This window comes from Ruminococcus flavefaciens AE3010, from assembly GCF_000526795.1.
GTDB lineage: Bacteria > Bacillota > Clostridia > Oscillospirales > Ruminococcaceae > Ruminococcus > Ruminococcus flavefaciens_D.
In genome coordinates, this window is sequence record NZ_JAGT01000001.1 from 1580726 (window position 1) to 1607063 (window position 26338).

At 38.7% G+C, this 26338-nt stretch carries 28 protein-coding genes and 1 tRNA gene; 16 read left to right on the forward strand and 13 right to left on the reverse strand.

All coding sequences use genetic code 11. The features are described from left to right. The first annotated feature begins 60 nt into the window (after positions 1–60). Both N774_RS0106765 and N774_RS18145 read left to right on the forward strand, forming a co-directional pair. Positions 61–1215, forward strand: coding sequence for an SH3 domain-containing protein (locus N774_RS0106765; protein ID WP_024860515.1), 1155 nt, complete (start codon positions 61–63; stop codon positions 1213–1215). 82 nt (positions 1216–1297) lie between these two features. After that, positions 1298–4888, forward strand: a complete 3591-nt coding sequence (locus tag N774_RS18145; protein ID WP_024860516.1) for a leucine-rich repeat protein — start codon at positions 1298–1300, stop codon at positions 4886–4888. Between the two features lie 186 nt (positions 4889–5074). On the opposite strand, the gene N774_RS19945 is transcribed toward N774_RS18145, so the two are convergent. Next, the gene (locus N774_RS19945; RefSeq protein WP_278245153.1) at positions 5075–5206 is read right to left on the reverse strand and encodes a hypothetical protein; all 132 of its coding nucleotides are present in this window, start codon (positions 5204–5206) and stop codon (positions 5075–5077) included. A 477-nt stretch (positions 5207–5683) separates the two neighbouring features. Here N774_RS19945 and yidD point away from each other — a divergent pair, with 477 nt between their 5' ends. Genes yidD through N774_RS0106795 form a run of 4 tightly spaced genes read left to right on the forward strand, consistent with a single transcriptional unit; the run spans position 5684 to position 8854 of the window. After that, positions 5684–6175: a membrane protein insertion efficiency factor YidD gene (gene yidD / locus N774_RS20125; protein WP_242836583.1), complete on the forward strand. Its 492-nt coding sequence runs from the start codon at positions 5684–5686 to the stop codon at positions 6173–6175. A 13-nt stretch (positions 6176–6188) separates the two neighbouring features. Next, on the forward strand, positions 6189–6431 hold the full coding sequence (locus tag N774_RS0106785) for a DUF4177 domain-containing protein (RefSeq protein ID WP_024860518.1): 243 nt from the start codon (positions 6189–6191) through the stop codon (positions 6429–6431). A gap of 29 nt (positions 6432–6460) precedes the next feature. Next, entirely contained in the window at positions 6461–8263 is a 1803-nt protein-coding gene (locus N774_RS0106790; RefSeq protein ID WP_024860519.1) for a hypothetical protein, read from the forward strand. A 48-nt stretch (positions 8264–8311) separates the two neighbouring features. Then, a complete protein-coding gene (locus N774_RS0106795) occupies positions 8312–8854 on the forward strand; it encodes a L,D-transpeptidase family protein (RefSeq protein WP_024860520.1) in 543 nt (180 codons plus the stop codon). Positions 8855–9029: 175 nt separating this feature from the next. Here N774_RS0106795 and N774_RS0106800 read toward each other — a convergent pair whose 3' ends face one another. The 6 genes from N774_RS0106800 to N774_RS0106825 all read right to left on the reverse strand — a co-directional run bounded on the left by N774_RS0106800 (position 9030) and on the right by N774_RS0106825 (position 12705). Next, positions 9030–9701 carry a hypothetical protein gene (locus N774_RS0106800; protein WP_024860521.1) on the reverse strand — a complete coding sequence of 224 codons (672 nt, stop codon included), beginning with the start codon at positions 9699–9701 and terminating at the stop codon, positions 9030–9032. A gap of 351 nt (positions 9702–10052) precedes the next feature. After that, positions 10053–10262 carry a hypothetical protein gene (locus tag N774_RS0106805; protein WP_024860522.1) on the reverse strand — a complete coding sequence of 70 codons (210 nt, stop codon included), beginning with the start codon at positions 10260–10262 and terminating at the stop codon, positions 10053–10055. A gap of 213 nt (positions 10263–10475) precedes the next feature. Next, on the reverse strand, positions 10476–11246 hold the full coding sequence (locus N774_RS0106810; RefSeq protein WP_024860523.1) for a PhzF family phenazine biosynthesis protein: 771 nt from the start codon (positions 11244–11246) through the stop codon (positions 10476–10478). Between the two features lie 67 nt (positions 11247–11313). After that, a complete protein-coding gene (locus tag N774_RS0106815; RefSeq protein WP_024860524.1) occupies positions 11314–11667 on the reverse strand; it encodes a hypothetical protein in 354 nt (117 codons plus the stop codon). Between the two features lie 220 nt (positions 11668–11887). Then, positions 11888–12421: a relaxase/mobilization nuclease domain-containing protein gene (locus N774_RS0106820; protein ID WP_024860525.1), complete on the reverse strand. Its 534-nt coding sequence runs from the start codon at positions 12419–12421 to the stop codon at positions 11888–11890. Then, positions 12403–12705, reverse strand: coding sequence for a hypothetical protein (locus tag N774_RS0106825; protein WP_024860526.1), 303 nt, complete (start codon positions 12703–12705; stop codon positions 12403–12405). Before N774_RS0106825 ends, N774_RS0106820 begins: the two co-directional genes overlap by 19 nt. 305 nt (positions 12706–13010) lie before the next feature. Here N774_RS0106825 and N774_RS19780 point away from each other — a divergent pair, with 305 nt between their 5' ends. Further along, positions 13011–13187: a hypothetical protein gene (locus N774_RS19780; protein ID WP_242836585.1), complete on the forward strand. Its 177-nt coding sequence runs from the start codon at positions 13011–13013 to the stop codon at positions 13185–13187. A 27-nt stretch (positions 13188–13214) separates the two neighbouring features. Continuing rightward, a complete protein-coding gene (locus N774_RS19785; RefSeq protein ID WP_242836586.1) occupies positions 13215–13541 on the forward strand; it encodes a hypothetical protein in 327 nt (108 codons plus the stop codon). 35 nt (positions 13542–13576) lie between these two features. Here N774_RS19785 and N774_RS17085 read toward each other — a convergent pair whose 3' ends face one another. Continuing rightward, entirely contained in the window at positions 13577–14728 is a 1152-nt protein-coding gene (locus N774_RS17085; protein ID WP_024860527.1) for an alpha/beta hydrolase, read from the reverse strand. Between the two features lie 22 nt (positions 14729–14750). Beyond that, positions 14751–15806, reverse strand: coding sequence for an alpha/beta hydrolase (locus N774_RS18150; RefSeq protein WP_196231535.1), 1056 nt, complete (start codon positions 15804–15806; stop codon positions 14751–14753). A gap of 304 nt (positions 15807–16110) precedes the next feature. Between N774_RS18150 and N774_RS0106845 the strand changes: the two genes are divergently transcribed. From N774_RS0106845 to N774_RS0106865, 5 genes are all read left to right on the forward strand, one after another. Continuing rightward, a complete protein-coding gene (locus N774_RS0106845; RefSeq protein ID WP_024860529.1) occupies positions 16111–16395 on the forward strand; it encodes a DUF960 domain-containing protein in 285 nt (94 codons plus the stop codon). 57 nt (positions 16396–16452) lie between these two features. Further along, a complete protein-coding gene (locus tag N774_RS0106850; protein WP_024860530.1) occupies positions 16453–17565 on the forward strand; it encodes an amidoligase family protein in 1113 nt (370 codons plus the stop codon). Continuing rightward, positions 17565–17744 carry a hypothetical protein gene (locus N774_RS0106855; RefSeq protein WP_024860531.1) on the forward strand — a complete coding sequence of 60 codons (180 nt, stop codon included), beginning with the start codon at positions 17565–17567 and terminating at the stop codon, positions 17742–17744. The genes N774_RS0106850 and N774_RS0106855 overlap by 1 nt, the downstream gene beginning before the upstream one ends. Position 17745: 1 nt before the next feature. Further along, positions 17746–18729, forward strand: a complete 984-nt coding sequence (locus tag N774_RS0106860) for a class II glutamine amidotransferase (RefSeq protein ID WP_024860532.1) — start codon at positions 17746–17748, stop codon at positions 18727–18729. A gap of 118 nt (positions 18730–18847) precedes the next feature. Beyond that, on the forward strand, positions 18848–19447 hold the full coding sequence (locus N774_RS0106865; protein ID WP_024860533.1) for a recombinase family protein: 600 nt from the start codon (positions 18848–18850) through the stop codon (positions 19445–19447). Positions 19448–19487: 40 nt separating this feature from the next. Here N774_RS0106865 and N774_RS0106870 read toward each other — a convergent pair whose 3' ends face one another. The 3 genes from N774_RS0106870 to N774_RS0106880 form a co-directional block, all read right to left on the reverse strand. Next, positions 19488–19817, reverse strand: a complete 330-nt coding sequence (locus tag N774_RS0106870) for a type II toxin-antitoxin system RelE/ParE family toxin (protein WP_024860534.1) — start codon at positions 19815–19817, stop codon at positions 19488–19490. Next, positions 19814–20077, reverse strand: a complete 264-nt coding sequence (locus N774_RS0106875; RefSeq protein ID WP_024860535.1) for a type II toxin-antitoxin system prevent-host-death family antitoxin — start codon at positions 20075–20077, stop codon at positions 19814–19816. Before N774_RS0106875 ends, N774_RS0106870 begins: the two co-directional genes overlap by 4 nt. A gap of 126 nt (positions 20078–20203) precedes the next feature. Further along, complete coding sequence (locus tag N774_RS0106880) at positions 20204–21043, reverse strand: hypothetical protein (RefSeq protein ID WP_024860536.1); 840 nt, start codon at positions 21041–21043, stop codon at positions 20204–20206. A 305-nt stretch (positions 21044–21348) separates the two neighbouring features. Between N774_RS0106880 and N774_RS0106885 the strand changes: the two genes are divergently transcribed. From N774_RS0106885 to N774_RS18155, 3 genes are all read left to right on the forward strand, one after another. After that, positions 21349–24231: a hypothetical protein gene (locus N774_RS0106885; protein ID WP_155250375.1), complete on the forward strand. Its 2883-nt coding sequence runs from the start codon at positions 21349–21351 to the stop codon at positions 24229–24231. 90 nt (positions 24232–24321) lie between these two features. Next, a complete protein-coding gene (locus N774_RS0106890; RefSeq protein WP_024860538.1) occupies positions 24322–24546 on the forward strand; it encodes a helix-turn-helix domain-containing protein in 225 nt (74 codons plus the stop codon). A 56-nt stretch (positions 24547–24602) separates the two neighbouring features. Then, complete coding sequence (locus tag N774_RS18155) at positions 24603–26060, forward strand: tyrosine-type recombinase/integrase (protein WP_024860539.1); 1458 nt, start codon at positions 24603–24605, stop codon at positions 26058–26060. A 190-nt stretch (positions 26061–26250) separates the two neighbouring features. Here the strand turns inward: N774_RS18155 and N774_RS0106900 are convergent. Further along, positions 26251–26326: transfer RNA gene (locus N774_RS0106900), tRNA-Ala, on the reverse strand. Positions 26327–26338 lie beyond the last annotated feature (12 nt).

Consider the following 26338-nt stretch of genomic DNA (forward strand, 5'->3'; position numbering starts at 1 on the left):
TAGCATGAAAAAGGCAAAGTTATTCAAGAAAAATTATGGGTAATTACAGGAGGTTTTATTATGAAAAACGGTTTAGAAATCAATCAGACAAAACAAACGATAGAGCGTTCAGAATCTGCTTCAACGTCAAAACTTGAAACTGAAAGTTCATCTCCAAGGAATACGCAGTTTAAAGAGAGCGATAGCGAGTTCAATACATCTTATGTCATTGAATCACAAAAGAGATCTCCGACAGTGTATATTCTTTGCGGTGTCATAGGAACTCTGTTGCTTGGATTAGGTGTTTTCGGCGGAATGAAGCTTATAAAGAATAAAGACAGCAACAACAATTTTACTACGCCTGCAGTTGAAAGTGTATCTTCCACGATCACTTCTTCTACAAATAATATTCCTGTAACAACAATAACAACAGGAGCCGCAACAACTGTTGCGCAACAGACAGAAACTACAGCAACTGCAGCCGTGATAACGACTGCTATGCAAAAGGTGCTCAAAGAGTATCCTGCAAGCGATATTAGCAATTATCCGCAGTATATTTCTGCGATAAAGGACGGAATTGATCAAAACAAGTTTGATGCTAAAAGCTCAGGATACGCTTTATATGATCTTAACGGTGATAACACTCCTGAAATGATAATAAACACTGCATTGTATGGTGTTTATTCCATTAATGGTAATACTTATTCGGAGTTAATACAAACTTATACTGTTCCTCGTTCTCCGTCTTTAGCATTAACCGATACGGGATATCTTGTTGTTAAATCTCTAACTCCACAGGGAGAGAGTAGCATATCATATTACAAGTTTAATGGCGGAACTAATGGTGAATACGAAGATCCAAGTCCAGAACAAATAGGAACCGAAGTGGCAATCAATCTCACACCAATAACAAATATAACAGAGTTTCAATCCACGGATAGTATTAAGCCCAATAATTATACTTCCTATGATACAAGTGAAGCGCCTTCTGACTTTATATTTTTCTCTAATGGCCCTTACGATCCAGCGTTGGGAAAGGTTTGGACTGAAGAGGGAGCATTAAACTTAAGAGCTAAACCTAGTACTGACAGTGAGATTATTATTCAGATGCCAAAGTCATCATATATAAATATTTTTGGACAAAATAACAATTGGTGTTATGTTAGTTATTCAGAAAATGGAATAACCTATTTTGGATATGCTAGCAGACAATTTATAGCAGATGGGGGTATTTAAGATCGATTGATACGTTACTAGTCATGGTATTGAGATAACAGAATATACTTGATATCTAATCTTTATTTAAGGGGGAACATTTATGAAATTTAAGAGAATAATATCTATGGTATTGTCTACGGTTATTACCGTAACTTCAACAGCTGTGTTCGCTGGAGCACCCATAATGCAAAATAGCATAGCAGTTGCTGCTGATAATAATCAAACTTATAGTTCTTGGCAGGAAGGCTATAAGGAAACACTAAAAACTGTTATGAGTGAAGGAAATTACTGTAGCAAGGCAGTATATGGCGAAAGTATGTGTTCCACTTATGCAATACGCGATTTGAATAACGACGGGACACCGGAACTCTTTATCAATTATTCGCCTGCGTCCGCAGCATTTTCCGAGTTATATACTTTTTATAATTCAAAAGTTGTTAAGCTTATGACTTTACCAAGAGGCGGGTTTGTATCGTACTCTCCAGAAAAAAATCTGATATATAGCAGTGGTGGCGGTGGAGCCGGAGGCTATGTTTATCATACATATTCAAAAATCAATAATGGTTCCATTGCAGATGTTGATTCATTTATGATCAGCGCAAGCACCTCGCCATGGACATACTATATTAATGAGCAAAAAGTAACTGAGGAAACATATAAATCAGCCAAAAGCAAATATGACAGTATTATTTGGCTCACCGTAGAAAGAGAAAAATATTTTGAGGACATAAATTCTGATGATGATTTAGCTCTAAACTACAATTCATGGCAGGAAGGGTATAAAGATAAGCTGACCAGTATTGTTAAAGAGGGAAATTATTGTAGCAAGGCGGTATATGGTGAAAGTATGTGTTCCACATATGCAATACGAGATTTGAATAACGATGGCATTCCTGAGCTTTTTATCAATTATCAGCCTGTAACTGCTGCATATTCTGAGTTATATACTTTTTATAATTCTAAAGTTGTTAAGCTTATGACTTTACCACGAGCAGGCTTCGTATCGTACTCTCCTGAAAAAAATCTGATATATAGTAGCGGTGGCGGTGGAGCCGGGGGATATGTCTATAATACATATTCCAAAATAGTTAATGGCTCTATTGAAAATGTTGATTCATTTATGGTTAGTGGAAGTACCACGCCACCGACATATTATATTAATGAGCAAAAAGTATCTGAATCAACGTATAAATCAGAAAAGACTAAATACGACAATATTATTTGGTTAAATGTAGAGAGAGAAAAATATTTTGAAAATATTAACACGGACTTTATGGCGTATACCACTACCACCACAACAACTACAACAACTACTACTCAGAAAAAAACTACAACAACAACTACTACAACAAGAATAACAACAACTACTACATCTTCAGATAACGCCCTTAGTGGCAAATGCGGAGAAAATGCAACTTTTATAATCGAAGAAGATGGAACGCTATATATCAATGGTACAGGAGCAATAGAATATAAAGCTACATCTTGGGATAAAAATCGAGATATTATTAAAAAAATCGTAATTTCAGATGGAATTACCAGTATTTGTAAAAGTGCATTCTTTTTCTTGCCCAAGGTTCAATCTGTAAAAATCGCAAATTCTGTAACTCAAATAGATGAAGGAGCGTTTAATTACTGTCAAAGTATTAAATCAGTTAATTTACCAAATTCTATTACAAAAATCGAAATTGATACATTCTGCCAGTGTTCGCAGCTTGAATCTATTAACATTCCAGATACTGTTACAGAGATTGGTTATGGAGCGTTTGATGGTTGTCTTAGCCTTAAAAAGTTAACATTTCCAGATTCTGTTGAGAATATAGGTCCACGTTCATTTTATAATAATAGATTAGAATCAATTATTATTCCAGCTTCTGTTACCGAAATCGGTTATGAAGCGTTTAATTATTCATCTGGTAGTAATGGTAAACATTTAGGCTCAATTAAAATAATGAATTCTCAATGTATAATTGGTATCGATGCTATTCCAAAGTCGTCAAAAATATATGGTTTTAGAGGTTCTACGGCTGAGGAATATGCTAATAAAAACGGGAATTATTTCGAAGCAATTCCTTTACCAATGGATGATTCTTATGCAGATACAGGACCTGCTGTTGGCGATCTTAGCTTTTTTGAGAAATATGATACTAAAAAAGCAACTGTTAAGCCAATACTGTCATTAAGCAGAATAGAACTTTCAATTGAGGAAGCAAGAGATAATCCAACTCAGACAATAGCATTATCAATTAAAAATGCTGAAAATGAATACGCAGGAGCAATGTTAAGAGTAATTTGGGATGAACGACTAATATTTGCTGGCGGTAAGGATAAAGTCGTCTTTGGTTCTGCTTTAGAAAAAATGGCTAATTATGGTGTAGAGCCCAGTGATAAAAATAAAGAATTATTTATATCATTTGCAGGGAATGACAACGAAGGAAAAGATGGTATTATCTTGTCTTTTCCATTAACAATATCTTCTGATTGTAAACCAGGTGATGTTTATCCAATTCAGATAAAATATGGAATTGGTGACCAGTTTGTTCGTTTGCCTAATGATGAAGAAGGGCAGTTAATGGAAGCATGGGTATTTACCCAAGGTATCGTTCAAGGATATATCAAAATTAAAGATGAAGAACCGACACCTGTATATACACTTGGTGATGTCAACGATGACGGCAAAATAAACGCAGTTGACGCTTCTTCTATTCTTACAGCATACGCAAATATGTCTACGAATAAGCCAAGTGGACTATCAGATGTACAGATGTCAGCTGCTGATGCAGACGGTAATGGAGTTGTAAATGCTGTTGACGCCTCCAATGTCCTGAGCTACTATGCTTATGTATCAACCACTCAATCAGATATTCTTTCATTTGAAGAATACTTAAAAAAAGGCAAGACTGTTGAGCAAAAAAAGATCAAAGAATATCCTGCGAGTGATATAAGCAAGTATCCTCAGTATATCAATGCTTTTAAGAATAATATTAGCTCAAATATGTATAAAGGCATATATAATGTTTCGGATGTTGGATATGCATTATATGATATTAATTCGGATAACATTCCAGAATTAGTTATATCTGCAGGTAATTATGATATTTATTCCATCTATAATGATGAAGCAGTTAATCTGACTCCGTTCTGGGGAGCTAATCTTGTAAAAGGAGTTATTATTTACGAAAACGGTTGTATTGGTATGACATCGATATCTGGTAACGGTGAAGGCGGTACTACGTATTATAAATATAGCGGCGGTAAAGGATTAGAAACTATTGATAGCATTTCATTTAACACCTCAAAAGCAACATATTCTCATAAGGGACAAAGCATATCCAGAGAAGAATATGATAAACTCATTTCTTCGTATGGTCAACAACTTAAGATAAGCTTTACTCATATAAATAATATTTCAGAATTTAATAAAAATGCTGTTGATGCTTCGGATAATGTAAGTACTGGAAAATCTCATGAACAGATGTATGAAGAGTACAATCGTCTGGTAGATGAGTACAATGCTCTTATTTTGGAAGCTGATCGCGCTTATGATGAAATGGCAGCAGCTTCTCCCGAAAAATTTGAAGTAGCCAAGGCAAAGTGGGAAGCTATCCTTGAAAGGGCAGGTGAAGTTGGGGATAAAGCTGACGAGCTTCATAAGAAACTTCAATCTGATGGCAATACCACTGCTTCTTAACTATTTATTGATATTATAATATCTTTATGTATCAGATTATAAGAACCGTTAAAGAGCAATAAAGGCGGGTGATAAACCCGCCTTTACATATTTCACTACGTCAGTGCTGTATAAAGTATAACAATATAAGCCTGTGCATTAGCTTCAGTATTCTATGATAGTTGATATAATAAGAGTCCTCATGGATTACATCCAGTCCTCGAGCAAATCTGCTAAAGTATCGTAATCCATGTCGTCTTCGTCATAGGCGCTGCTCCATCTACGGATGTTAGCTTTAGAGTCACCTTCATGACGCAGACACAAGAACTTAGTCAGCATAAGCAATCCCTCCTTAAAGCTGATCTTAATTATATTATAGCTTAATATCCAGATTAGTCAACCATACAGTTTTTATTTTCAATAATTAACAAATTCCTGATAAAAGATATTGATTCCATAAAATCAATCCTCAAAATCCAGATCATCAGAAAAATCAAAGTCATCTGCATCTATGGCAGATTCTTCGTAGCCAGATACAAAATTGAAAATGTTGAATTCATCCACATTATCATACTCAAAACAAAAGCCTAAGGTCTCAGCATCTTCAATTTCTTCTATTGTTGTCGCATACGCTTTGCCTTTTTCTTGTCACATTATACAACATACATGTTTTAAGATTGTATAAACATACAAAAAGCACAAATATGTATATTGTTAACAAAATGTATTTGAATTTATCTAAAAATAATGATATTATTACTATGTAAGATACAACCGTTTCCTACTAATATGCCTATTTAGTATATTTTCAGAATTATGAAGTGTAATTATAAAATCTACGAAAACTATTCCGGCGAGATGCCGGAACATAATACTCAGTTAGACGAGCAAATAATACTTACTCAAGTAAAAAAATCTTTAGAAGAACCAAAGAAGATAGTTTTCCGTCATAAAACAAAAGTCTGGAAAGATGCATTATTGCTGTTGAGCATAATTGTAATAGTTTCAGTGACTATGATTGCTATACGTTATTTAACTAATATTTCCGCTTGGATATTTGCTTTGATGTTGTTATTAGCAGCAATTGTATTCTTTGCCGTACTGGGTAAGAAATTATTGTTGACTATTATTAATCTTTATCAGAAGTATGCCCCAGAAACAATACGTTCATCATGTTTATTCGAGCCATGTTGCTCTGAATATATGAGGATATCAGTCATTAAATATGGAGCGTTAAAAGGCTTTATAAGAGGGATAAAACGCATATTACGCTGTCGTTATCCTAACGGTGGCGTTGACGAACCATAAGGAGGTAGAATTTATGCAGTACAAAACAATTACTATTGAACATCCATGCAGGTTAAAAAATCATGTAGCTCAAGAGCTAAATGCGGAGTATGAACAGGTAATAAACCAACAAGCTGCTGAAGGATGGAAGCTTCTTGGAATCCACCCTATTAATATCCGTAGAAGACTTGGTTGTGCTCAATACTTGTTATGGGGCGTAATATGGGGACGACATAATTATTTTCAAGCAGATGTGATAATCTTTTTTAAGGATTAATAATACCTTGTATCGGAGGTGGCAACGATATGTTTATGACCAATTATGAATTGATCTACGGGAGTTATAAGGAAACCTCCAATGAAAGCATTCCTTTAATAAATAATGAGACTACTAGCCAGACATATGAAGACAGTAAAGATACTGAAACTGCTGTAAGAGCCGTTTCAGGTGCGCACATTGCGGCTGCCAAATTTGCAGGAGGAGCAATATCAAAGCTATCAAAAAAAGCCGTTGATTATGGTAACTCAGACATTGCTTCAGAAAAGGTAGCTTTTGCCAAAGAAAAAGCTGGTTCAATTTTTAATAGACTGAAAGACAGAGCAACTGGCTTTGCAGCTAATAATAAAAACAACACTGACGAAAATGCGTTATACAATTCTGACATGAATACTTCTATTAATGAATATGATAATGTAGGTGATAATGAAAGAAATGGTGTTAATCTTTCGTCTACAGGTTCAGCTTTAACACAAATTCCTCAAGCATCATTCAATACAAGGCAATTTAATTATGAAGAGGAGAAGAAATCTCCTGTCATTTACGTCCTTGTAGGAGTAATCGGAATCTTGCTTTTAGGAATTGGGGTTTTAGGCGGTATGTTGTTGATGAAAAATAAAACCGATAATAAAGTTCCAGATAGCAATGAATCAACAGCAGCAGTCGTAACAGAAAGTAATTTGGCAACAACCGACAACGCAAAGACAACGCCTATCGCATCAACTACAGTTACAGCAATTACAACTGAATCATCTGCATTACAAATTAAAGAATATCCTTCGAATGAAATAAGCAAGTATCCACAATATATAGATGCAATCAAGGAATGTATTGATTCATCAATATTTACAGTAAATGATGCAAATTATTCACTTATTGATTTAAACGGTGATGATATTTCAGAATTATTAATACAATCTGGAAATGGTTCTGGTATATATGGGATAATAGATAATCATTATGTTGAATTAATTAGAACTTATGGTGCATTACGTCCTCCTGCTTTAATTTTTACTGATAAAGGTTATTTGCACATGACATCTATTGAAGGAGCCGGTTCACAAGTATATGAATCTTTCTCACAATACAGCGGAGGTACAAAATTGGATGGTGTTGATAGTTTTGAATGTAATCTAGCTAATCAAACATACAGCCATAATTCTTCTTCAATTTCATCAGACGAATACGAAAAATTACGCTCTCAATATGGAAAAAGTATTGAACTGTCCTTAACGCCTATCTCGAATATCGCAGATATCAATAATCTTATAACAACAACTAATGCTCCAAAACCCTATATATCAGCACAACTTATTGCAGAACGAGGATTATATGAAGGAGTCGAGATATATCTGAGCGTTTCAGGTGACTATTCATATTATACTTATGATAGCTATGAATACGGTCCAAATAGCCAAAATCCTTCTCCAAGAAGCGGAAGTTCTTCGGAACAAAAAATCCGTATAACAGGTTTTTCTGGTGGAGTAACTAAAGTAGTAGTCAATGTTACGCCATATAACAGTAGTAGTATTGCAGGTGATATGGTAAGTGCAACCTATACGCGTGAATCAAGTAACGTTAAAGCAATCACTTCGTGTAACAAATATGGAAATATATATTCTCCAAGTGGAAATAAAGTTGATGGTCTTACAAGATCATACTTAATAGATGGCGGTTCAGCGACATACGAAAGACATGATTTAACAGACGGTTGGCATATTGTTGCAGTAAATGCATACTATGATGGTTCTGTTTATTGGTACGAACTTTATGATGCTGATGACGGTGATTATTACGGCTGGGTAAATGAAAACAATATAACTTTCTATTGAAGAGAATTTAGTGAATACCTTGAAAAGCATGGATTAAATTCAAAACAAATGGGCAGTTCAAAGCAAGTAATAACCGTTGATTCAAGTGGCAGTTCATGTTCTGTAAAAATATATGAAATTAAAAGCGGTTCATGGGATTGCTTTTTTGAATCAAGTGGCATCGTTGGCAAAAACGGTGTATCAGCAAACAGCCATGAGGGAGACTATTGTACTCCTAAAGGTATATTCTCACTTGGATTTGCTTTTGGTACCCAGTCTATGAATAGATTGAACGTCGAATATAGGAAGATAAATGATAACTGCTATTGGGTAGATGATTCCACATCCCCACTTTATAATCAATGGACTGAAAGCAATAATATCACTTGGAACAGTGCTGAACATCTTATTGATTACCCTGATTCATATAAGTATTCCGTAGTAATAAATTATAATATGGAACCGATAGTTCCATATAAAGGTTCAGCTATTTTCCTACATTGTATGACAGGTGAATATACTGCAGGCTGTGTGGCTGTACCTGAGGATGATATGCTTATTATTCTGAACTGGCTTGATAGTACAAAACATCCGATAATCATAATTGAATAGTGAAAGGGCTCGCATTATAGCGAGCCTTTTTATGATTATATCTGTGTACAGTTAGTCACAGTATCAGTATCTTTTCCAATGTTTGTGCTTCTGTTGTATGTTTATAGCGCCATATATGGCCTCCCCTTGACGGGGAGGCTCCTCTTATTATATTTAAAACTTCAGCTCAACAAGATTAATCCTCAAACTCGAAGTCATCCGCATCGTTATCCGATTCTTCGTAGCCGGAAACAAAGTTGAAAATATTAAACTCGTCTACATCGTCCTCTTCAAAGCCAAATCCTGCGCTATCATAATCCTCAAATAACTCATCTGGGTCTGCGTGTGCCTGTGCTTCCTGTGGCGATATGTACTTGAAGCTGAACTCCTTGGCTAGCTGATGAATATGCTTCTTTCTGCTGCAAAAGAAGCATGTTACCAATGTTTCATCCTCAAGAAGGTGATAGAATTCCGACATAGTCAAAGTCAATTCTTCAATGAAATAGCGCCGATAATTCAGCTTCTTATCAATTACAGGCAAGCCGTTCTCACCTTTGTGAGCAGCATAGCAGATGTTGCCGTTTGACGAAAACAGCAGAAAGCCTGTCAGTATATCTTTTTTGTTGGCAGGATCCTTCATGATACGAGTCCAGTGCTTGTTGATAAACATCGCCACAAGAACTTGGTATATGCCGGGGGCTGAGCCTCCTGTGCGCTTAAATGTGATAGTTTTTGCCTCTGTGTCTACGATCATCTGACCATAGCACTTGGGCATCTGCTGAAAAGAGAACTCGAGTGGATCAATAGGACACATTTCAAAGTCACTGACAACAACTTTTCTTCCTGTTGCTTTCCATGTATTATTCATATTTTCCTCCTGTTCTGCCTTTAGGCAAGGCAACGTCAATCGTGATGGTTATCTCTTGTTGACCCCAAAATACCTCCTCACAAAGGGTTTACGTATGAGTGAGTAAAACAAGTAGTAGATTTTTTTATGTGTGCCTCCCGGCGCTCTATTTGTGCGTCCTTCCCGACGAACTTGTCAAGCTGCTGAAATAAGAAAAAGACGTTATATTTGGATACACTACACCCGTAGGTATAATGATTCAAATACAACGTCTTATTTTTGCCTGTGCTAATATCTTATCACACTTCAAAGCAGATGTCAATATGATAAAATAATAATTATGAAATAACCAACAGCTGTTAGTATGCATACTTATTGCTGCTTGGCTTCACACTCTTTTTTCAGGATAAGAGCAAGTACACCTGTCATAGCGATAAGAGATACAAAATCATTTGAAGATAAGCTGCAATATGTATCTGTGGGGCTGATGAAATCCATAATATAGTTATAAATAGCTGCGATAGCACTCATAACATATATAACCTTAAAAATTGTAAATACGATGATCTCTGACTTTTTCATGATAAATACTTCCTTTCGGTATAAAAGATTTCGTGTATTCGGAGTATCTCCGTTTCCATGATCTTATTATACTTCATGAAAAGACATTTGTCCTGTGTTGAAACTTACGAAACATTACAGTTTTGAAATGTAACATTGATCTTCTAATAAATAATATATGTATAGAAAAAGCGAAAAATAGAACGCTGCCCGAAGGCAGCGGTAATATATTAATCACAAAATGTCACTAACGGAAAAGAGTGCAGCTTTACCAGAGATGATAACCATATCTCCCGCACACTCGCAGTAAAGGATACCTGTACGTTTGGAAGCTTGGAATGCCGTTATATTGGGCTTGTTCAGACGTTTGCACCAGTATGGAGCAATCATGCAGTGAGTTGAACCGGTCACTGGATCTTCATTCATACCATACTTGGGAGCGAATATTCTGGATATACAGTCGTATTCGGAACCTTTTGCAGTAACAGCAACACAAGCTCCGTCCAGTTTGGAGATAAGCTCCATATCCGGTTGTAAGTCTCGTACTTCGTCTTCATTCCTGAGAATGAACAGTATATCTCGGTCCTTGTATGCAGCAAGAGGTATAGTACCGAGAGCTTCGATCATGGTATCAGTTATCTCTATATGTTCCAGTTTATAAGCCGGAAACTCCATTCTTATCATATCATCAGACCTGCATACGGTAAACTCACCGATCTGGCCGTAGAAGTTGAGTGTATCAGAATCCTGCTCCTGATAATTGAAGAGGACAAAAGCAGTAGCAAGAGTAGCATGTCCGCAGAAGTCTATTTCGCTTTTAGAAGTGAACCAGCGGATATGATACCGATTATTCTCTTTTATTACAAACGCTGTTTCGGATAGGTTATTCTCAGCAGCTATACTCTGCATGATTTCTTCACTTGGGAAGTTATCAAGTACGCATACAGCAGCAGGATTTCCCGAGAATATTTTATCCGTGAATGCATCAACGATGTATTGTTTCATGTACTCCTCCTCAACCTTCACGCCTGCGATTATAATTGATATCAGACATGTTTTTGTCTCGGTATTCTTAATATCCAAACTGATCCTGTATCCAGTGATATCCAGGATGGCGCAAACCTGTTTCACAAAAATACAGAACAATATCTTTCAAAACATTCCTGTCATAACACATCATACGTTCTTCCGGACATACGTTGATTATCAAAGGAACACTATCTGTATTTCCGCTACCGTTGTCAAAATAGTATACTTCTTCGTCACCGTTGAGCCATCCAATAAAGGCGTTTCTATCAGGTGAAAATTCAACTTCCAAACAATAATCCTCTATTTCACAGGAAAAATGATTTTCATGAAGAAAAGCAATGATATCATCTTCTTTTGATATCCTATGGCCATTGATAGTCAGCTTGTTATTGATCATGTTCTATACCACCTCACTGGTGAATTATTAGTCGGTAGCTTACGAGTATAATAGCACATCACAGCATAAGTGTCAAGTATTCGAGAAAAAATGTTGCAGTAGTTAATTATAACATAGTAAAGAACAGCTCTTCCGGCACAAAGGCCGGAAGTTAAGTATATAATACAAGCTGTACTTTTGGGTGGGGCAATAATTATATATATCTATTTCAGTTTAAGAATCAATCCTCATAGTCATGAGGAACGAATACCTTAGGAATTTCAACCTCTGTTCCATCCTCTTTTCTGATAATAAGTTTGGTAGGTTGACCGGTTACATCAGCCATATTCTGAGCCAATGCAAAATTGGTGCTATTATCAGCGTACAACATTGAGCCATCGTTTATGTTTGTAGGACTCACTGCTGTATGGTTATGATACCAATTCCACTCTCTGTCCTTGTAGTGAGTACCGGTTGCAGCAAGATGAGAATCGGTGATATCTTTAAATATTTCTTTTGTGAGTTCCATTGCTTTCTCAGCAGTTGGAGCTGTTTCGCCTGTGAACGCTGTCATGTAGTGAAACACAGGCGTTTTGTCTTGGTTGTCCCAGAACTTAGCAACGGACTGGAACTGGCGCATGGCTTCTTTAGAATCATTAGGATTGATTCCGAAGCCTTCTTTCAGCACCTGATCCTTTCCAATCGGGTAATTTACGACGTTTTTCAAGCATTTATCGTCGCCATTAGTGTGCTTTATCACTTTAATATATTCCATAGTTTTCTGACCTCCTCGTATACTTCTAATGCCTCTTGTGGCATATTGGGTTTAAGATCCTCATACTTCTTGTTCTTAGCATTCTCCAGATCATACATCAAAGCTGGTGTAAGTGGGATTGGATAATGCTTGAGTCTGTATCTTGTTTCTTCTGAAAAGGAAATACCCTTATCCTTAGCATTCTTATCAAGCTCATTATACAAAGACTGTGGTACTTTCACCGGTAAAGGTACCATGGGATCCTTTGGTGCTTTATTATTGTTTTTTTCATTATGATCTGACATATAGATCACTCCTAACATATTATTAATTCCGTAGATGTTGTTTCTATACTCTCGGACTATACCCATTAGGAATACATCTTAATATTAAATATATTAATTACAGGATATAAGTATAGAATAAACGTAATACGGAATTTACATAGTAGTACAAATTTCGGAATAAAAATACTCAGTCTATTTTTGCATTTTCCTTTGGAGTATGATATAATGAACTCAATAGATTCTGGAGGAAGAATACTTTGAAAGTCTTTGATTTTGATAATACCCTATATCACGGAGAGAGTGCAGTTGATCTTGCCTTATACATGATAAAGAACAACAGGAAGATCATTCTTTACCTGCCTAAGATCTTCATAAACCTGATAAAGTACAAACTATGTCTGGTTAATAAGAGAAAGATCGTTGCTGCTATCAATGACTTCCTGAATAATGTTATCCGCAGCAAGGAAGAACTATACGGTGCTGTAGAAGGCTTCTGGTAGAAGAACAGATACAAACTGGACAGGAAGATGCTCAGCAAAATAAATAGCGAAGATGTAATTATAACAGCAGGACCTGACTTCCTGATAAACGGTATACGAGATCTTATCAATACCGACCATATCATTAGCAGCAGGCTTGATACCGACAAGATGAAAGTTGCGTATCTTAATTTCGGGGAGAACAAAGTTAAAGGATATATGGCTTTATATGGAGATAAACGTATAGATTATTTCTTTACCGATTCATATAACGATAAGGCACTCATGGATATATCTGAAAGAGTGTATATCGTAAAAAAAAGGCAGACTCAGCAGAATAAAATAGCGAGTCTGCGCAAGAGAATATATAGATAAAGGCGGCTTTCGAGCCGCCTATTTTAATGTGGAATTCATGTTATATCATTCGGTAGGAAGTTCTGTTTTAGGTAATCCGTCATCATACCTCGGATATAATTGGTATGAAAACAGCCCTCATATATTTTCAGCTCCACATTGGCGCCGTGAGCTTTGAGCCTTTCATAGAGCGCTTTCGAGCCCTCTACCATATCATCGCCGTCACCGCAGTCTACTTCGATATCTTCTTTTTCGCCCACGCATATGAACACGTTCTTATCCATAGTTTCGTTGCGGTCAAAATAGTCGAATTCTCTTTGAAATGCATAAGGATCTTTGATAATGCTCAGATCAATATCGCCCTTATATGGATTATCATCATAATAAGAATCGCTAAACGCCGGACTTCCTATTATGTAGTTCTTAAAGGGCTGATACTCATATTTATCGGAATTGCAGAGGGCGTAGTCTGCAAACGGGCCTCCGCTGGAGTGCCCGAATAAAACAGAGCGCGATTCGTCAATTTTGTAATTGAGAGAAATAGTTTTCATCAGGTCGTCTGTGATAAAATCAAGGAACTCTTTCTGGTGCAGGGTGAATTTATCAACGCGCGTTTCGTTTGCGTTGCCGTCTATACTGTATTCATATCCGTGAGTAACGAATATAACCGGAGAAGCTTCACCCTCATTTATCATGTTCCACATTATAGGGATAAGTTCCATCCAGTATATCTCATCTGTAATAAAGAATACGGGATATTCCTTGTTCTCGTCGTAATTCGGCGGTGTGATTATATGTACAAGGAACGGCGTGTCCAGCTGTTCGTCATAAATTGCAAGTTCATGAAAGCTGTCCTGTATTTTTCTTACACTTACTAATTCGTCTGGGTCAAGGCAATAACGGTTTCTGCCGAATTTACCGAGACTGAAACACTTTTCGGGATCAAGGAGCGTGAATTCGCGGAAGCTTGACCGCTCCTTTTCCTTGTCGGTCATATTATCCGAGCAGATAAGCCCGTCATAGTATTCAACTGTGGGCTTGGTCGCCTTTTCGGTAGTGGGTTCGGTCACGGCTTCTGTTGTGGTCTCGGAAGCTGCTGCTTCGGTAGTTGTCTGTTCTGTGAGTGCAGGGGCAGGTTCACTTTTGCTACATGAAGCGAAAGATACAGTAAGTAAGCTGCCGAGAATAAGTGCTGTGAATTTTTTCATTTTATTGGTTTCTCCTTTATATTTATGCTTCGGGCGGAAAGTTCTGCTTTAGATAGTCCTTCAGCATATCTTCCACATAATTGGTGTGATAGCCATCTTCATAGATTATAAGCTCCGTATTAACGCCACGAGCATTCAGCCTTTCGTACAGAGACTTTGATTCCTCTGGGATAGTTGCTAGCTCTGGGGCATTGAATTTGTATATTTCCTTTTCACCAGCACATATGAACACTTTTTTGTCCATAGACTCGTTTCGTTCAAAATAGTCAAATTCTCTTTCATAAGCATGAGGGTCCGAAATGTTTTCTATATCGTATACATTTATGTCATAATGATACGTCCATACCGCCGGACTTGCGATTATGTAATTTGCAAAGGGTTGATACTCATACTTATCTGAATTGCATAGTGCATAATCAGCAAAAAGACCGCCAAGAGAATGGCCAAAGAAAACACTTCTGCCATTGTCTGTTTTGTAATTCAAGGATATAACACTCATAAGGTTGTCAGTTATGAAATCAAGGAGCTTTTTCTGATTTACAGCGAACTCTTTAAATCGCTCAGGATCACTTTCACCGTTTGAATCATAATCATGGCCGAGAGTAACGAATATAACAGGAGCGGCTTCGCCTTTGCTGATAAGCTGCCACATATCAGGTACATTTATCAGCCAATACTGTGCGTCGGTGATCAAAAAAACTGGGTATTCACGATCCTCATCGTAATTTGGCGGTAGTATTATATGGACAAGAAAATTTATGTCCAGTTCCTCGTCGTATAATCTAAGCTCACGAAAGCTGTTCTCAATTTCCTTTATATTTTTGAATTCTTTAGATGCTGTACCACGAGGAATATTGTATGTACTGCGATAGCCTCCTATGTTGAAGGCTTTTTCGGGATAGATCAGCGTAAATTCGCGGAAGCTTGACTTTTCCTTTTCCTTATCAGTCATATTATCCGAGCATATAAGTCCGTCGTAGTACTCAACTGTGGGCTTTGTTGCATTTTCTGTAGTAGGTTCTGTTTGGGGTATATTCTCTGATGTTGTCGTATTTGTAGTCTCTGCTTCCGTTGGCATAACAGGCTCTGAGTTCCGGCTTTTCCCAGCGCAGGAAACTGTTGATACAATTAATGTCAAGGACAGTAGCAGTGTAAGTGCTTTCTTCATAGTTTACTCCTTTCAAAGAGTGAAAAGTATTCGATATATAATGCTAAGATTCAAGCCGTTTCTAATAGTTAATGCATATCATTGATTATACCATATTTAAGCTTCAATTGCAACCTTAGGTTCTCTATTATTCTTGATAACGAAATATATATTGTTTCTATGGTAGTAATTATTATCACCACCATATCACTATTTTCAAGAAAGGAGAGTAACCATGTTCGATAATGAACGCTATCTTACGTGCGGAGTTGATAGCACTATCCCACTCGATTTACAGTTGTTCCTATGGGGCTGTGTTGACAACATGCCTGCTCCAAAGGACTATCTTCAGGTCTTCAAACTAAGTGCGTCAGGTCCTATGCAGGCTATAACCCACAGCTCGGAAGAACCAGAATTCAAAAGGGTGCATCTATTACCGTCGGATTCACCTATAACCAACAAGCTGTACATAATCGATGACGGTTCCCATAGCACTATGTTATTAGCAGAGGAATATTAAAAAGTAATGCCAGGCCTTCGGGCCTGGCTATTGTTGTTTTTACGGAGGTAAATCAAAATGGAAGATAATAACAGAGAAGTTTTATACTGCTCCCACTGCGGAGCAGTAATAGGCGAAGATGAGGATTATGAGACTATCGACGGGGATATAGTATGCACAGACTGCGTAGAACAGCATACTACTACCTGTGACAGGTGTGGGGCTACCATCTGGATTGATGATAGCTACGGCGATGAATGCAGCAATCTTTGCCGTTACTGCTATGAGAATCACTACACTCGCTGCTCCTGCTGTGATGCTCTTTTACGCGAAGATGATGCTTATCATCTTGACGGTTATATCTATTGTCGTGACTGCTACGACGACGAAGTAGATAAAAATAGAAGCATCCATGAATATGGGTTCAAGCCTGAACCAATATTCTACGGAGATGATTCGAACCGATTTTTCGGCGTAGAGCTTGAGATAGACGGTGCGGGCAAGGATAGGGATAATGCCGATGAGATACTGACAATCGCTAATAAGGACGGAGAACACATCTACATCAAGGGCGATGGCAGCCTTGACGACGGCATGGAGATAGTCACTCATCCTATGACATTGAATTACCATAAGAGCTTTTGCTGGCAGGAGATCATGACCAAGGCAATCAGTATGGGCTACAGGAGCCATCAGACCTCGACCTGTGGTCTGCATATCCATGTCAACCGCAGCTGCCTCGGTGAAACAACTGATGAACAGGAATTAGTGATATCTCACATACTGTTTTTCGTTGAGAAGCACTGGGCGGAGATGCTGAAATTCAGCCGTAGAAGCGAGTATTCGATGAGTAGGTGGGCAGCACGCTACGGCTTTGAAAAGACAGGACGTGAAATATTGGATAAAGCTAAGAAAGGAAACAACGGCAGATATGCAGCTGTGAACCTCATGAACTGGGCAACCATAGAGTTCAGGCTTTTCCGTGGTACACTCAAATACAATACGCTGATTGCGGCTTTGGAGTTAGTAAACGCAATATGTGACCTTGCTATCAGTCTTTCAGATGAAGGTATAGCAAATATGTCGTGGAGTGAGTTCGTAGATACGATAAATGAACCTGAGCTTATACAGTACCTGAAAGAACGCAGGCTCTACATAAATGAAGAAATCGAAATACAGGAGGAAGTATAATGAAACCTATAGAAATAATAAAAAAGATACCAACAGGAGGACCTGCTGGAGAAATCATTAAGCTTGTTGCACTTTTCACAGCTACATTGCTGCTCGATCGAGTTGGCGAAATCTTAGAGGATTCCCTCAACCAGAAGAATATACAGCATATTGACGTAAATTATAAGGAGGGCGAATAAGATGTGCAGTTTATTTGGTTGGCTCGATTATCAGGGCATTATCCCCCATAAGGTACTCCGCAAGCTTACACAGGCATTAGCAAACGCTGCTGAAGAACGCGGCACGGACGCTTCCGGAATCAGCTACGTCAATGGCGGTCAGATAGTTATTTATAAGCGCCCGAAAGCGGCTCACAAACTGCACTTCAATCCGCCGGAAGGCACAAGAGCTGTTCTCGGTCACACTCGACTCGCGACGCAGGGTAATGAAAAGAACAATGCGAATAATCACCCATTTTATGGTAACACAGGTGACACAGCCTTTGCCTTTGCCCACAATGGTATACTTTATAATGATAAGGAGCTTCGGAAAGAAAAGCAGCTTCCTGTTACCACGATTGAGACAGATTCGTACATAGCAGTGCAGCTTATCGAGTCTCAGCATAAACTTGACTTCGACTCCCTTAGATACATGGCTGAGGCTGTGTATGGCAGTTTCACGTTCAGTCTGCTTGATGATAATAACTCTCTGTATCTTGTGAAAGGCTCCAATCCGTTATGCTTGCTGCATTTCGCTTCTCTCGGACTATACGTTTATGCAAGTACGGAGAGCATTATGAAGAATGCACTTAAACGTGTCGGACTGCATAAATTCGCTTCTGAACGCATCGAGACTGATGAGGGTGATATCGTCAAAATCGACAAGAACGGCAACATTACACGCTCACAGTTTCAGCCAGCTCCGACATATACTCACTATTCAAGATGTAAGTGGTGGTACGAAGATTACGAAGATTACTTTTCCACATACGAAGAAACACTAGTAGAAATGGCGCACATGTTCGGAGTTGATGAGAATGACGTGATCCTACTCCTCGATTATGGCTATAGCGCAGACGAGGTGGCAGAATTTCTTATGGATAATAGTATGTTCCAAGAGGCTGTCAGGGATGTAAAGTATATGGCCGGTGAAAGTTTATATGAACAGTATTGCGGAGTGTTCTGAAAAGTATAGGTTTTGATACACTCAAAAAACAGGCCAAAATCAGTTTCAAAAGGTGGTATTCTGACTTTTGAAACGTTCCGAAAGTTGCCACCACTTTTTGAGACAGTCAGGAGGTAAAATGGACAACAGGATCTATGGCTATGCCAGAGTATCTTCCACAGGTCAGAACGAGGACAGGCAACTTGAAGCACTCACCAAGTTCGGCGTTCCTGAGCAGAACATCATCATCGACAAGGCTTCCGGAAAGGATACCGAGCGTGAAGGGTATCAGTATCTCAAACGTCAGATACTCCGCAAGGGAGATACACTTGTTATCAAGGAACTGGACAGGCTAAGCAGAAATAAAGCTGACATCAAGCGAGAGCTGGAGCACTTCAAGGATATGGGCGTCAGAGTCAAGATACTAGATATACCCACAACGCTTACTGACTTCCCGCCGCAGCAGGCTTGGGTGCTTGACATGATAAACGCAATATTGATAGAAGTACTCGGTTCGATAGCTGAAAATGAACGCAACAAAATCCGAGCTCGTCAGCGTGAAGGCATAGAAGCTGCTAAGAAGAAAAACGTCCGATTCGGGCGCCCGTCAAAGCCTCTACCTGATAACTGGCATGAGGTAATGGCGGAAGTCCGCTGCGGAAACAAAAGACCTGTGGAGGCGATGCGGGAGCTGGGAATCTCGCGGTCGAATTATTACAGGTTGTGGAAACATTTATAAAGATGAATGAGCCTCCTAATTTGGAGGCTCTTCTCTCTTACTATTCATTATCATCTACCAAGTCTTTGATGAACAAGCTGATATAGTCGCGCTTTCCGTAAAGGACGCGATCGATATAAGCAGTATCATTGCTGCTTCGGTAGAATACAAGATAATTCTTATAGATCAGATATCGGTAACCGCTGAAAATGTCATCTGAGAAGTAGAGAGGCTTGCCTATCTCGGAGTGATCTTTAAGTATATCCGCAGTATCAAGTAGACCATTAACAATGCTTTCTGCAGCTATTGGATTAGCGAGTTTGTCTGAGATATAAGCAAATATCTCATCGAGATCAGCCAAAGCCTTCGGTGAATAAACTACTTGATTCATGTGCGTTTAGCTCCAAAATGTTTTCTTACATCGTCAGAAGATATCCAGCCTTCCTGTTCGCCAGATTTTCTGCCCTCGTCAAGCTTGCACATTAATTTGAGTGCCGCCTTAGTGCGTTCGTATTCTTCCTGTTCAGCTATATCAACAATAGCATAGCAGCCTCTGCCGTTTTTGGTGAGGTAAACAGGAGAACCAACCGCAACGTCCTGCAACACAGAGGAATAGTTTCTGAGATCTGAAATCGGAACTATATTCGGCATAAAATCATCTCCCTTCAATTTTCTACTTATATTATACACTACAAAGAATATGATGTCAAGTTTTACGATAAATATTACGACAAATATATCCATAGGAACTTGCCTCAACATGGGAAAGGCAACATTCTAATTATTATCATTCAATTGTGATAATAGATCGATTAGCCTGTGAATGTGGTAATTCTTACGTGATGTTATCATAAATTCAGTAGTCGACAGAATAAAATTTTCCGCCTTTAGACTTTGAATAGAACAGCGTATGTCATTAATAACTGGAGAAGTATCGTTGCTTGTGTTTTGGGGCAATATCTTTGAGAGCGCTAATAACTTCTCAAAATCATTTGTCAACGCATCTTTTAACCTTGAATATCTAATGTCATCGCCCACACCAGTTGGTTTGAATTCCGCTATTTCATGCCCGTTTGCAATAAGTTTTTCTAACAGTATACCCATCTTCACTTCTAAAGAGTCTTCGCTTTCATTGCTGCGATTGGCATTATTGGGCGATACAGGCTCTTTTCGTCTTTTATCTGGTATAGCTGCTTCTTCTCTAAGAATTTTAACGAACTCGTTAGTTATATCATCAAAGAGTGTTGAAAAGGAAGTAGAAGGAAGATACTTCTCAAAATCCGTTACCAGTCTTTCTTTATCATAATTCTCAACATAGTCCTCAAGAAAATGCTTAAACTTGTTTTTATCAATGTTATTACCATTTATTATCCCCTCGGCAATTGGATGTAATGATCTTCGATCTACGTTTCTATAGAATGCTTGAAAAGCTGACTCACCATACTCATGGGCTTTGTCTTGAATGCCATCTATATACAATACTAATTTTTCGTCTTTTGTAATACTGCAAAGAAGATCTCTACAAAAATATGGCTTAGTCAGGCTCTTATTTGTACCACGATCAATCATTTTACGATATCCAGTGCCAAAAGCATTAACGAACTCTCCGAAATCCATATTATTTCCCTCCAATCAATACAATTGTAATTGTATGATTCTGTATATTCTTGTTTAATCGACATTCAGACCATTTTTTCTTATAATTTGATTAGGACACATAAGTCCGAAAAAAAACAGGTTTGCTCATAAAAGCAGGTGAAAAATATAGCGCTTAATTAAAATCAGCTTTTTCGGACAAGATTTAGCGGTTTTTTTACAACATTGAAATTCTCACCTGCGTTTGAGAAAACTGAAAAAATATTTTGAAAGGAGCACGAAATATGTGCACAGGAAAACAAATTCCTCAGGAACAATATTCGTTAATGGGACAAAGTAATGTCTCCTTCCTTAAGGGACAAAAAGTCTTCAGCATGGCAAAGGGAAGCTTTGTTAATTTCGATGAACTCATCAAGACTTCGGGCGAAGAGCTAAATTTAGAATATGAGATTTTCTTCTCAAATTCACTAGAAAACGCGTGGGGCTACATGAAAATAGTAAATGGTAAAAGCGTCAATACAATCCCGCTTTTACAGGTAATGATTCTTGATGTAACACCTGTTGCATCAGATGATGGAACTAACAGCGGTAGAATCGTCAAGTATTGTAAGGAAAAAATGGCTGATATAAAAGAGGTATTTATTCCTGAAAATAATATTCGCAGAAAGAAGCTTCTGCAATACTTTGAAATACCATCACATGGAAACAAGAAAATGGACGACCTTAGCAATCGTCTGTTACATAACTTGATTTTAGTAAAATCGGAAAATGCTCCGTATATTTCAATTGGAAAAAAACGTGGTTGGTCATTGAAGCCTGGTATATCTGCTACATATGAATCGAAGGAAAGATATCCGAAGGCATTACATCAAACGCTTCCCAAAAGCATATTAAATGCTGAAAGACCGCAACGTCGTCTAAAAAGCGATGATTACGCAAAAGAAGCCAAAAATTGGTTTTATTCAATATTCGAATTCGGAATTTCCAAAAAGCTGTTATACTTATTTCGTATAACAAGCTACAATGGTGCTTTTTCAAGGCGTTTAGGGATTGATTTTGATCAAATCATTACGATTAAATCATCTGAAAATAACTCTCCTTTGATTTCGGCATTTATTAAGAATGATACCTTTTCTTCAAATGAGGTACTCACATTAGGAGAAAAGCCACAGAAGCTTGAAGAGAAAGTGGAACTGCTCAACGACTGTATTGCGCTAATTGTGGACGATACAAAAGCTGATGAAGTAGATAAGCGAAAAGCAGCTTTATCAGTTATGGAACGCAAAGTAGTTTCTAAGGAGCTTGATGTCGTTCCAGTGGTTTTGTCAAAATACTCTGACGCGCAGGTACGACCTGATCTTGGTTGTACGTTGAAAATTCCCAACATTACATGCTGTATTGAGCCAAGGTATGTTAAAAATACTCTTGAGTGGAACGATGCGGGATACTTATCGAAAATCGAAGGAAATTACAGTGATTTTAAAGATTCCTACTGTGAAAATTATACTCAAGTATCATTCTCTGTTCCAGAAAGCATTCCACCCAATAGAAGAAATTTGTATATAGCACTTGTAACATCAGCAAGAGTTTATGATAGTTTTTATGAACCCTTCTTTGGTACAGCTGTTGAACAGTTAGTAGTCAGCTGGCTTAGTTCCTACAAAGAGATCGGTTCAACTGTTGATGAGATGATCCTCACTGATTTCGGTAAATGCCTGAATGATGAGATATGCAGCGGGAGCTTCAATTTCATAAAGCGTACTAAGTATATCGTCATTAACCAAGGCAAAAACTCGGTTATTGTTGATGGCGACTACATCTACCTCGAAACTGAAGTCGTCAAGGAGCTTGCTCACAGTAAGCTAAAGCTTCACAGTGTTAACTCGCTTACTGAGTCATTGAAGGCAAACGATTGCTTGAATATCAACGATCAGAATAGCAAGTGTTACAGATTTCACGTTCAAAACTCAAATGGTGAGCCGTATATGCTGTATACCTATGGTATCAGCAAAAAACTCATCAATACAGAGAACCGTAGAAGGCTCGATCTCGCCGATTATCAGAAGTTCCTTCTTGAGTATATCGATTTTGAGAAAAACCAAATTCTTCCGCTTGGCATAACTGCCGATGGAAGCTACATTGGAAAAGATATATCATTCGGCAATAAATTTAACGATTCGGCCACTATCACTGGTCAAAGCGGAAAAGGAAAGTCATTCTGTGCTACGAATCTGCTTCCCTCATTAGCTATGCTCGGGAGCAGGATGCTTGTATGCGATGTAAGTGACTCCTTCACTCGTGATGAGGTCCTCAGGGCACTGCCTGCTGAGGTCGTCGATGCGCTTTTTGAGTTTATCGAAGTTGCTGCTGGTAGAAGAAAGCTACCGGTAAACCCATTGTGTATCGGAGATTGTCTTGGACTTCCAGCTAAGAAGCGCCGCATCGTCAGTTTTATCAAAGCTATCGCAGGCAAACTCGACAAGGAGGAAACAAGGGAGCTTACAGGCATTATTTCGGACATGCTTAAAAGGTATCCAAAAGTTTCCTCGGTGACTACAGATATGCTCCGTAATACACTAAAAAGAGGCGGCAAGACAGGTCATCATGTGTTCGGCCTTATCAGCTCTACGCTTGACGATATCGATCATATCGGTTTCGAGGAGCGTGGATGGGCAGAATTCTTTGAGAAATCAAAGAGGATTCCAGTTGTGTCCTTCGGGAACGAGTCGGGCGACAACGTTCACTCATTGCTCGATGAAATGATAGCATCGGCTTTCGAGTGGCAAAGAGAGCACGACACCGTTCCGCTGAGCATAGTAATTGATGAAATCAAAGACCAGTGTTTTGCTGAAGGCGGTCCACTGCATACTATATTGACGCAAGGAAGAAAGTTCAATACCAAATTCGTAGGTATGACACAGCAGTATATCTCAACAAGCAGTCACGCTATTGACGTGGTTAAAGAAGCTGGTATAAAGATTTTCTTTAAGCCGGCAAAATCCCACGATAGAATAGCTACTGAGCTCGGATATAAGAATCCGACTGAGGCTGGATTCGGTTACATGGGTATCGGAGATATCATACTCTGCGCGGAACTATACAACAAAGAAGACGGTGTGAACGAGCCTGTAGTTATACACGCAAAGGCTATCAAGTTCATCGACACGCCGCTCTATGAGAAATTCAAGAAGGAGTATGGCATAAAATAAGTTAATACTGGTTGCGCCCTGAGCGGGCGCACTGTATACAATAATTATACGATAAATGACCTTTTCGGTCAAGTGAAAGGAGAAACTTTTATGAAGAAGATGAATAGCATAAACGAGACCTTTAAGCTCTGCAACGAGCACGATATCGGAATCAGCCGCAGATTGCTGCTAACCCTCGTCAACAGTGGAGAAATTCCGTCAGTTAAGGCTGGACGTTCGATACTTGTTAACTGGGAAGCGCTTATGAAGTATCTTGATACTCATACTCTCACTCAGGACGAGCCTGTGTCAAGAATCAGAAAAATAACTGCTTAAAGGCTAAACATGGGGCGTTTTACGGAACGCCCCTTATTCATAGAAAGGAGTCCATAATGGCGACCTATAAGAAACACGTCTCAAAGAAGGGGACAATTGCATATTATATCCGAACATATGATGGATACGACTGCTACGGTAAACAAATCGAAAGGTCTATGACATGGAAGCCACCAGATGGCATGAGCGATAAGCAGATTGAGAAAGAACTGCAAAGACAGATCGTTAAGTTTGAGGACGCCGTCAAAGAAGGACAATATTACAACAGTAATATGCGTTTCGGCGACTACGGCGAAGAATGGTTGGAGATGAACCGTCCGCCACAGCTCGCTCCTAAAACATATGAGTGCTACAGAGGAATGTTCAGAGACATAAAAGAAGCGCTTGGCGATATCAAGCTCATAAAGCTTCAATCTCGCCATTTACAGATGTTCTATAGCAATCTGCGCGAAAACGGTGTCAAGCGAACAGGAGCTTATGCTGTTTCAGACAAGATAGATGATATAAGAAAGGAAATGCAGCTATCTAAGGATAAGTTCGCTGCATTATGCGGAGTCTCCTCTGCAACAATCTGCGCTGTCTGCAAACCTGATGGTCATATCAGTATCAATTCGGCAGAAAAAATAGCTAAGGGGCTGAATGCCCCAGTTCAGAAATTGTTTGAGCTTCATCTTGATACGGGAGGCTTGTCAGACAAGACCATACTCCACTACCATAAGCTCATAAGCACAATACTGGCACAGGCAACCCGTGACAGGCTTATCCCCTTCAACATCGCCGACAGGAACCATATGAAGGCTCCAAAGCTGGAACGCAAGGAAGCTGCTTTCCTTGATGATGAACAGGTAAGGCACGTTCTGGAGCTGCTTGAGAACGAACCTATCAAATGGAAGACAATTATGTATCTGCTTATTTACAGTGGTATCCGCAGAGGAGAACTGCTCGGACTTGAATGGAAGGATATAGATTTTGAGAAGAAAGTCATACATATACGAAGGACGAGCCAGGCAGTAGACCATATGGGGATAATTACAAAGTCTCCTAAGAACGATACTTCATACCGCACTATCAAGCTGTCGGATACAATGTTAAATCTGCTTCGTGATTACCAGCAGTATTGGCAGAAACGAAGAAACGAGCTTGATGATTACTGGCAGGACGAAATACAGATCATTCTTGCTGATGGCAGTACGCAAATAGTCACGAACGACCGATTATTCACTAAGGTTGATTCAACGCCTATGAATCCCTACAGCGTCAGCGATTGGGTGCGGAAGTTCGTAAAACGTAATGATCTGCCGTACTTTACGCCGCACTCACTCAGACATACTCATGCAACGCTTCTGATTGCTGAGGGCGTAAGTATCCCGACTGTCTCACGAAGGCTGGGACACTCCAGCATCGCTACGACAAGTAAGATATATATTCACGCTATTCAGTCCGCAGATGAGATCGCATCTAATGCTCTTGAGGATAAACTCAAGCTTGAAAGGCACAAGGATGATGAGGTCTAATGAATTGAGGCTCTCCGTAATAGAGAGCCTTATTTTTTATTATGTGATTGCTTCAGCATTTGACGTTACAAGATGCTATTCCTGATACCCGTAACGGAAATCTTAACGGAAATCTACTATTTTCTACTTTCTCAATGCATAATATCAAAAAACAAAGCCTATGTTTTTGGCTAAACATAGGCTTTTTCATTGGTGGAGCATAGGGGACTTGAACCCCTGACCCCCACACTGCCAGTGTGATGCGCTCCCAGCTGCGCTAATGCCCCGCATATAATTAT

Coding starts and splice junctions, on each gene's coding strand:
- N774_RS19785 (WP_242836586.1), top strand. CDS start 13,215: ATGCTCAGCAAAATAAATAGCGAAGATGTAATTATAACAGCAGGACCT.
- N774_RS0106865 (WP_024860533.1), top strand. CDS start 18,848: ATGGACAACAGGATCTATGGCTATGCCAGAGTATCTTCCACAGGTCAG.
- N774_RS19945 (WP_278245153.1), bottom strand. CDS start 5,206: ATGCTGACTAAGTTCTTGTGTCTGCGTCATGAAGGTGACTCTAAAGCT.
- N774_RS18155 (WP_024860539.1), top strand. CDS start 24,603: ATGGCGACCTATAAGAAACACGTCTCAAAGAAGGGGACAATTGCATAT.
- N774_RS18145 (WP_024860516.1), top strand. CDS start 1,298: ATGAAATTTAAGAGAATAATATCTATGGTATTGTCTACGGTTATTACC.
- N774_RS0106790 (WP_024860519.1), top strand. CDS start 6,461: ATGTTTATGACCAATTATGAATTGATCTACGGGAGTTATAAGGAAACC.
- N774_RS0106795 (WP_024860520.1), top strand. CDS start 8,312: ATGGGCAGTTCAAAGCAAGTAATAACCGTTGATTCAAGTGGCAGTTCA.
- N774_RS0106850 (WP_024860530.1), top strand. CDS start 16,453: ATGGAAGATAATAACAGAGAAGTTTTATACTGCTCCCACTGCGGAGCA.
- N774_RS0106825 (WP_024860526.1), bottom strand. CDS start 12,705: ATGTCAGATCATAATGAAAAAAACAATAATAAAGCACCAAAGGATCCC.
- N774_RS0106810 (WP_024860523.1), bottom strand. CDS start 11,246: ATGAAACAATACATCGTTGATGCATTCACGGATAAAATATTCTCGGGA.
- N774_RS0106785 (WP_024860518.1), top strand. CDS start 6,189: ATGCAGTACAAAACAATTACTATTGAACATCCATGCAGGTTAAAAAAT.
- N774_RS18150 (WP_196231535.1), bottom strand. CDS start 15,806: ATGCCAACGGAAGCAGAGACTACAAATACGACAACATCAGAGAATATA.
- N774_RS0106860 (WP_024860532.1), top strand. CDS start 17,746: ATGTGCAGTTTATTTGGTTGGCTCGATTATCAGGGCATTATCCCCCAT.
- N774_RS0106885 (WP_155250375.1), top strand. CDS start 21,349: ATGGGACAAAGTAATGTCTCCTTCCTTAAGGGACAAAAAGTCTTCAGC.
- yidD (WP_242836583.1), top strand. CDS start 5,684: ATGAAGTGTAATTATAAAATCTACGAAAACTATTCCGGCGAGATGCCG.
- N774_RS0106880 (WP_024860536.1), bottom strand. CDS start 21,043: ATGGATTTCGGAGAGTTCGTTAATGCTTTTGGCACTGGATATCGTAAA.
- N774_RS0106890 (WP_024860538.1), top strand. CDS start 24,322: ATGAAGAAGATGAATAGCATAAACGAGACCTTTAAGCTCTGCAACGAG.
- N774_RS17085 (WP_024860527.1), bottom strand. CDS start 14,728: ATGAAAAAATTCACAGCACTTATTCTCGGCAGCTTACTTACTGTATCT.
- N774_RS0106800 (WP_024860521.1), bottom strand. CDS start 9,701: ATGAATAATACATGGAAAGCAACAGGAAGAAAAGTTGTTGTCAGTGAC.
- N774_RS0106820 (WP_024860525.1), bottom strand. CDS start 12,421: ATGGAATATATTAAAGTGATAAAGCACACTAATGGCGACGATAAATGC.
- N774_RS0106870 (WP_024860534.1), bottom strand. CDS start 19,817: ATGAATCAAGTAGTTTATTCACCGAAGGCTTTGGCTGATCTCGATGAG.
- N774_RS0106765 (WP_024860515.1), top strand. CDS start 61: ATGAAAAACGGTTTAGAAATCAATCAGACAAAACAAACGATAGAGCGT.
- N774_RS0106875 (WP_024860535.1), bottom strand. CDS start 20,077: ATGCCGAATATAGTTCCGATTTCAGATCTCAGAAACTATTCCTCTGTG.
- N774_RS0106845 (WP_024860529.1), top strand. CDS start 16,111: ATGTTCGATAATGAACGCTATCTTACGTGCGGAGTTGATAGCACTATC.
- N774_RS0106805 (WP_024860522.1), bottom strand. CDS start 10,262: ATGAAAAAGTCAGAGATCATCGTATTTACAATTTTTAAGGTTATATAT.
- N774_RS0106855 (WP_024860531.1), top strand. CDS start 17,565: ATGAAACCTATAGAAATAATAAAAAAGATACCAACAGGAGGACCTGCT.
- N774_RS19780 (WP_242836585.1), top strand. CDS start 13,011: ATGATAAAGAACAACAGGAAGATCATTCTTTACCTGCCTAAGATCTTC.
- N774_RS0106815 (WP_024860524.1), bottom strand. CDS start 11,667: ATGATCAATAACAAGCTGACTATCAATGGCCATAGGATATCAAAAGAA.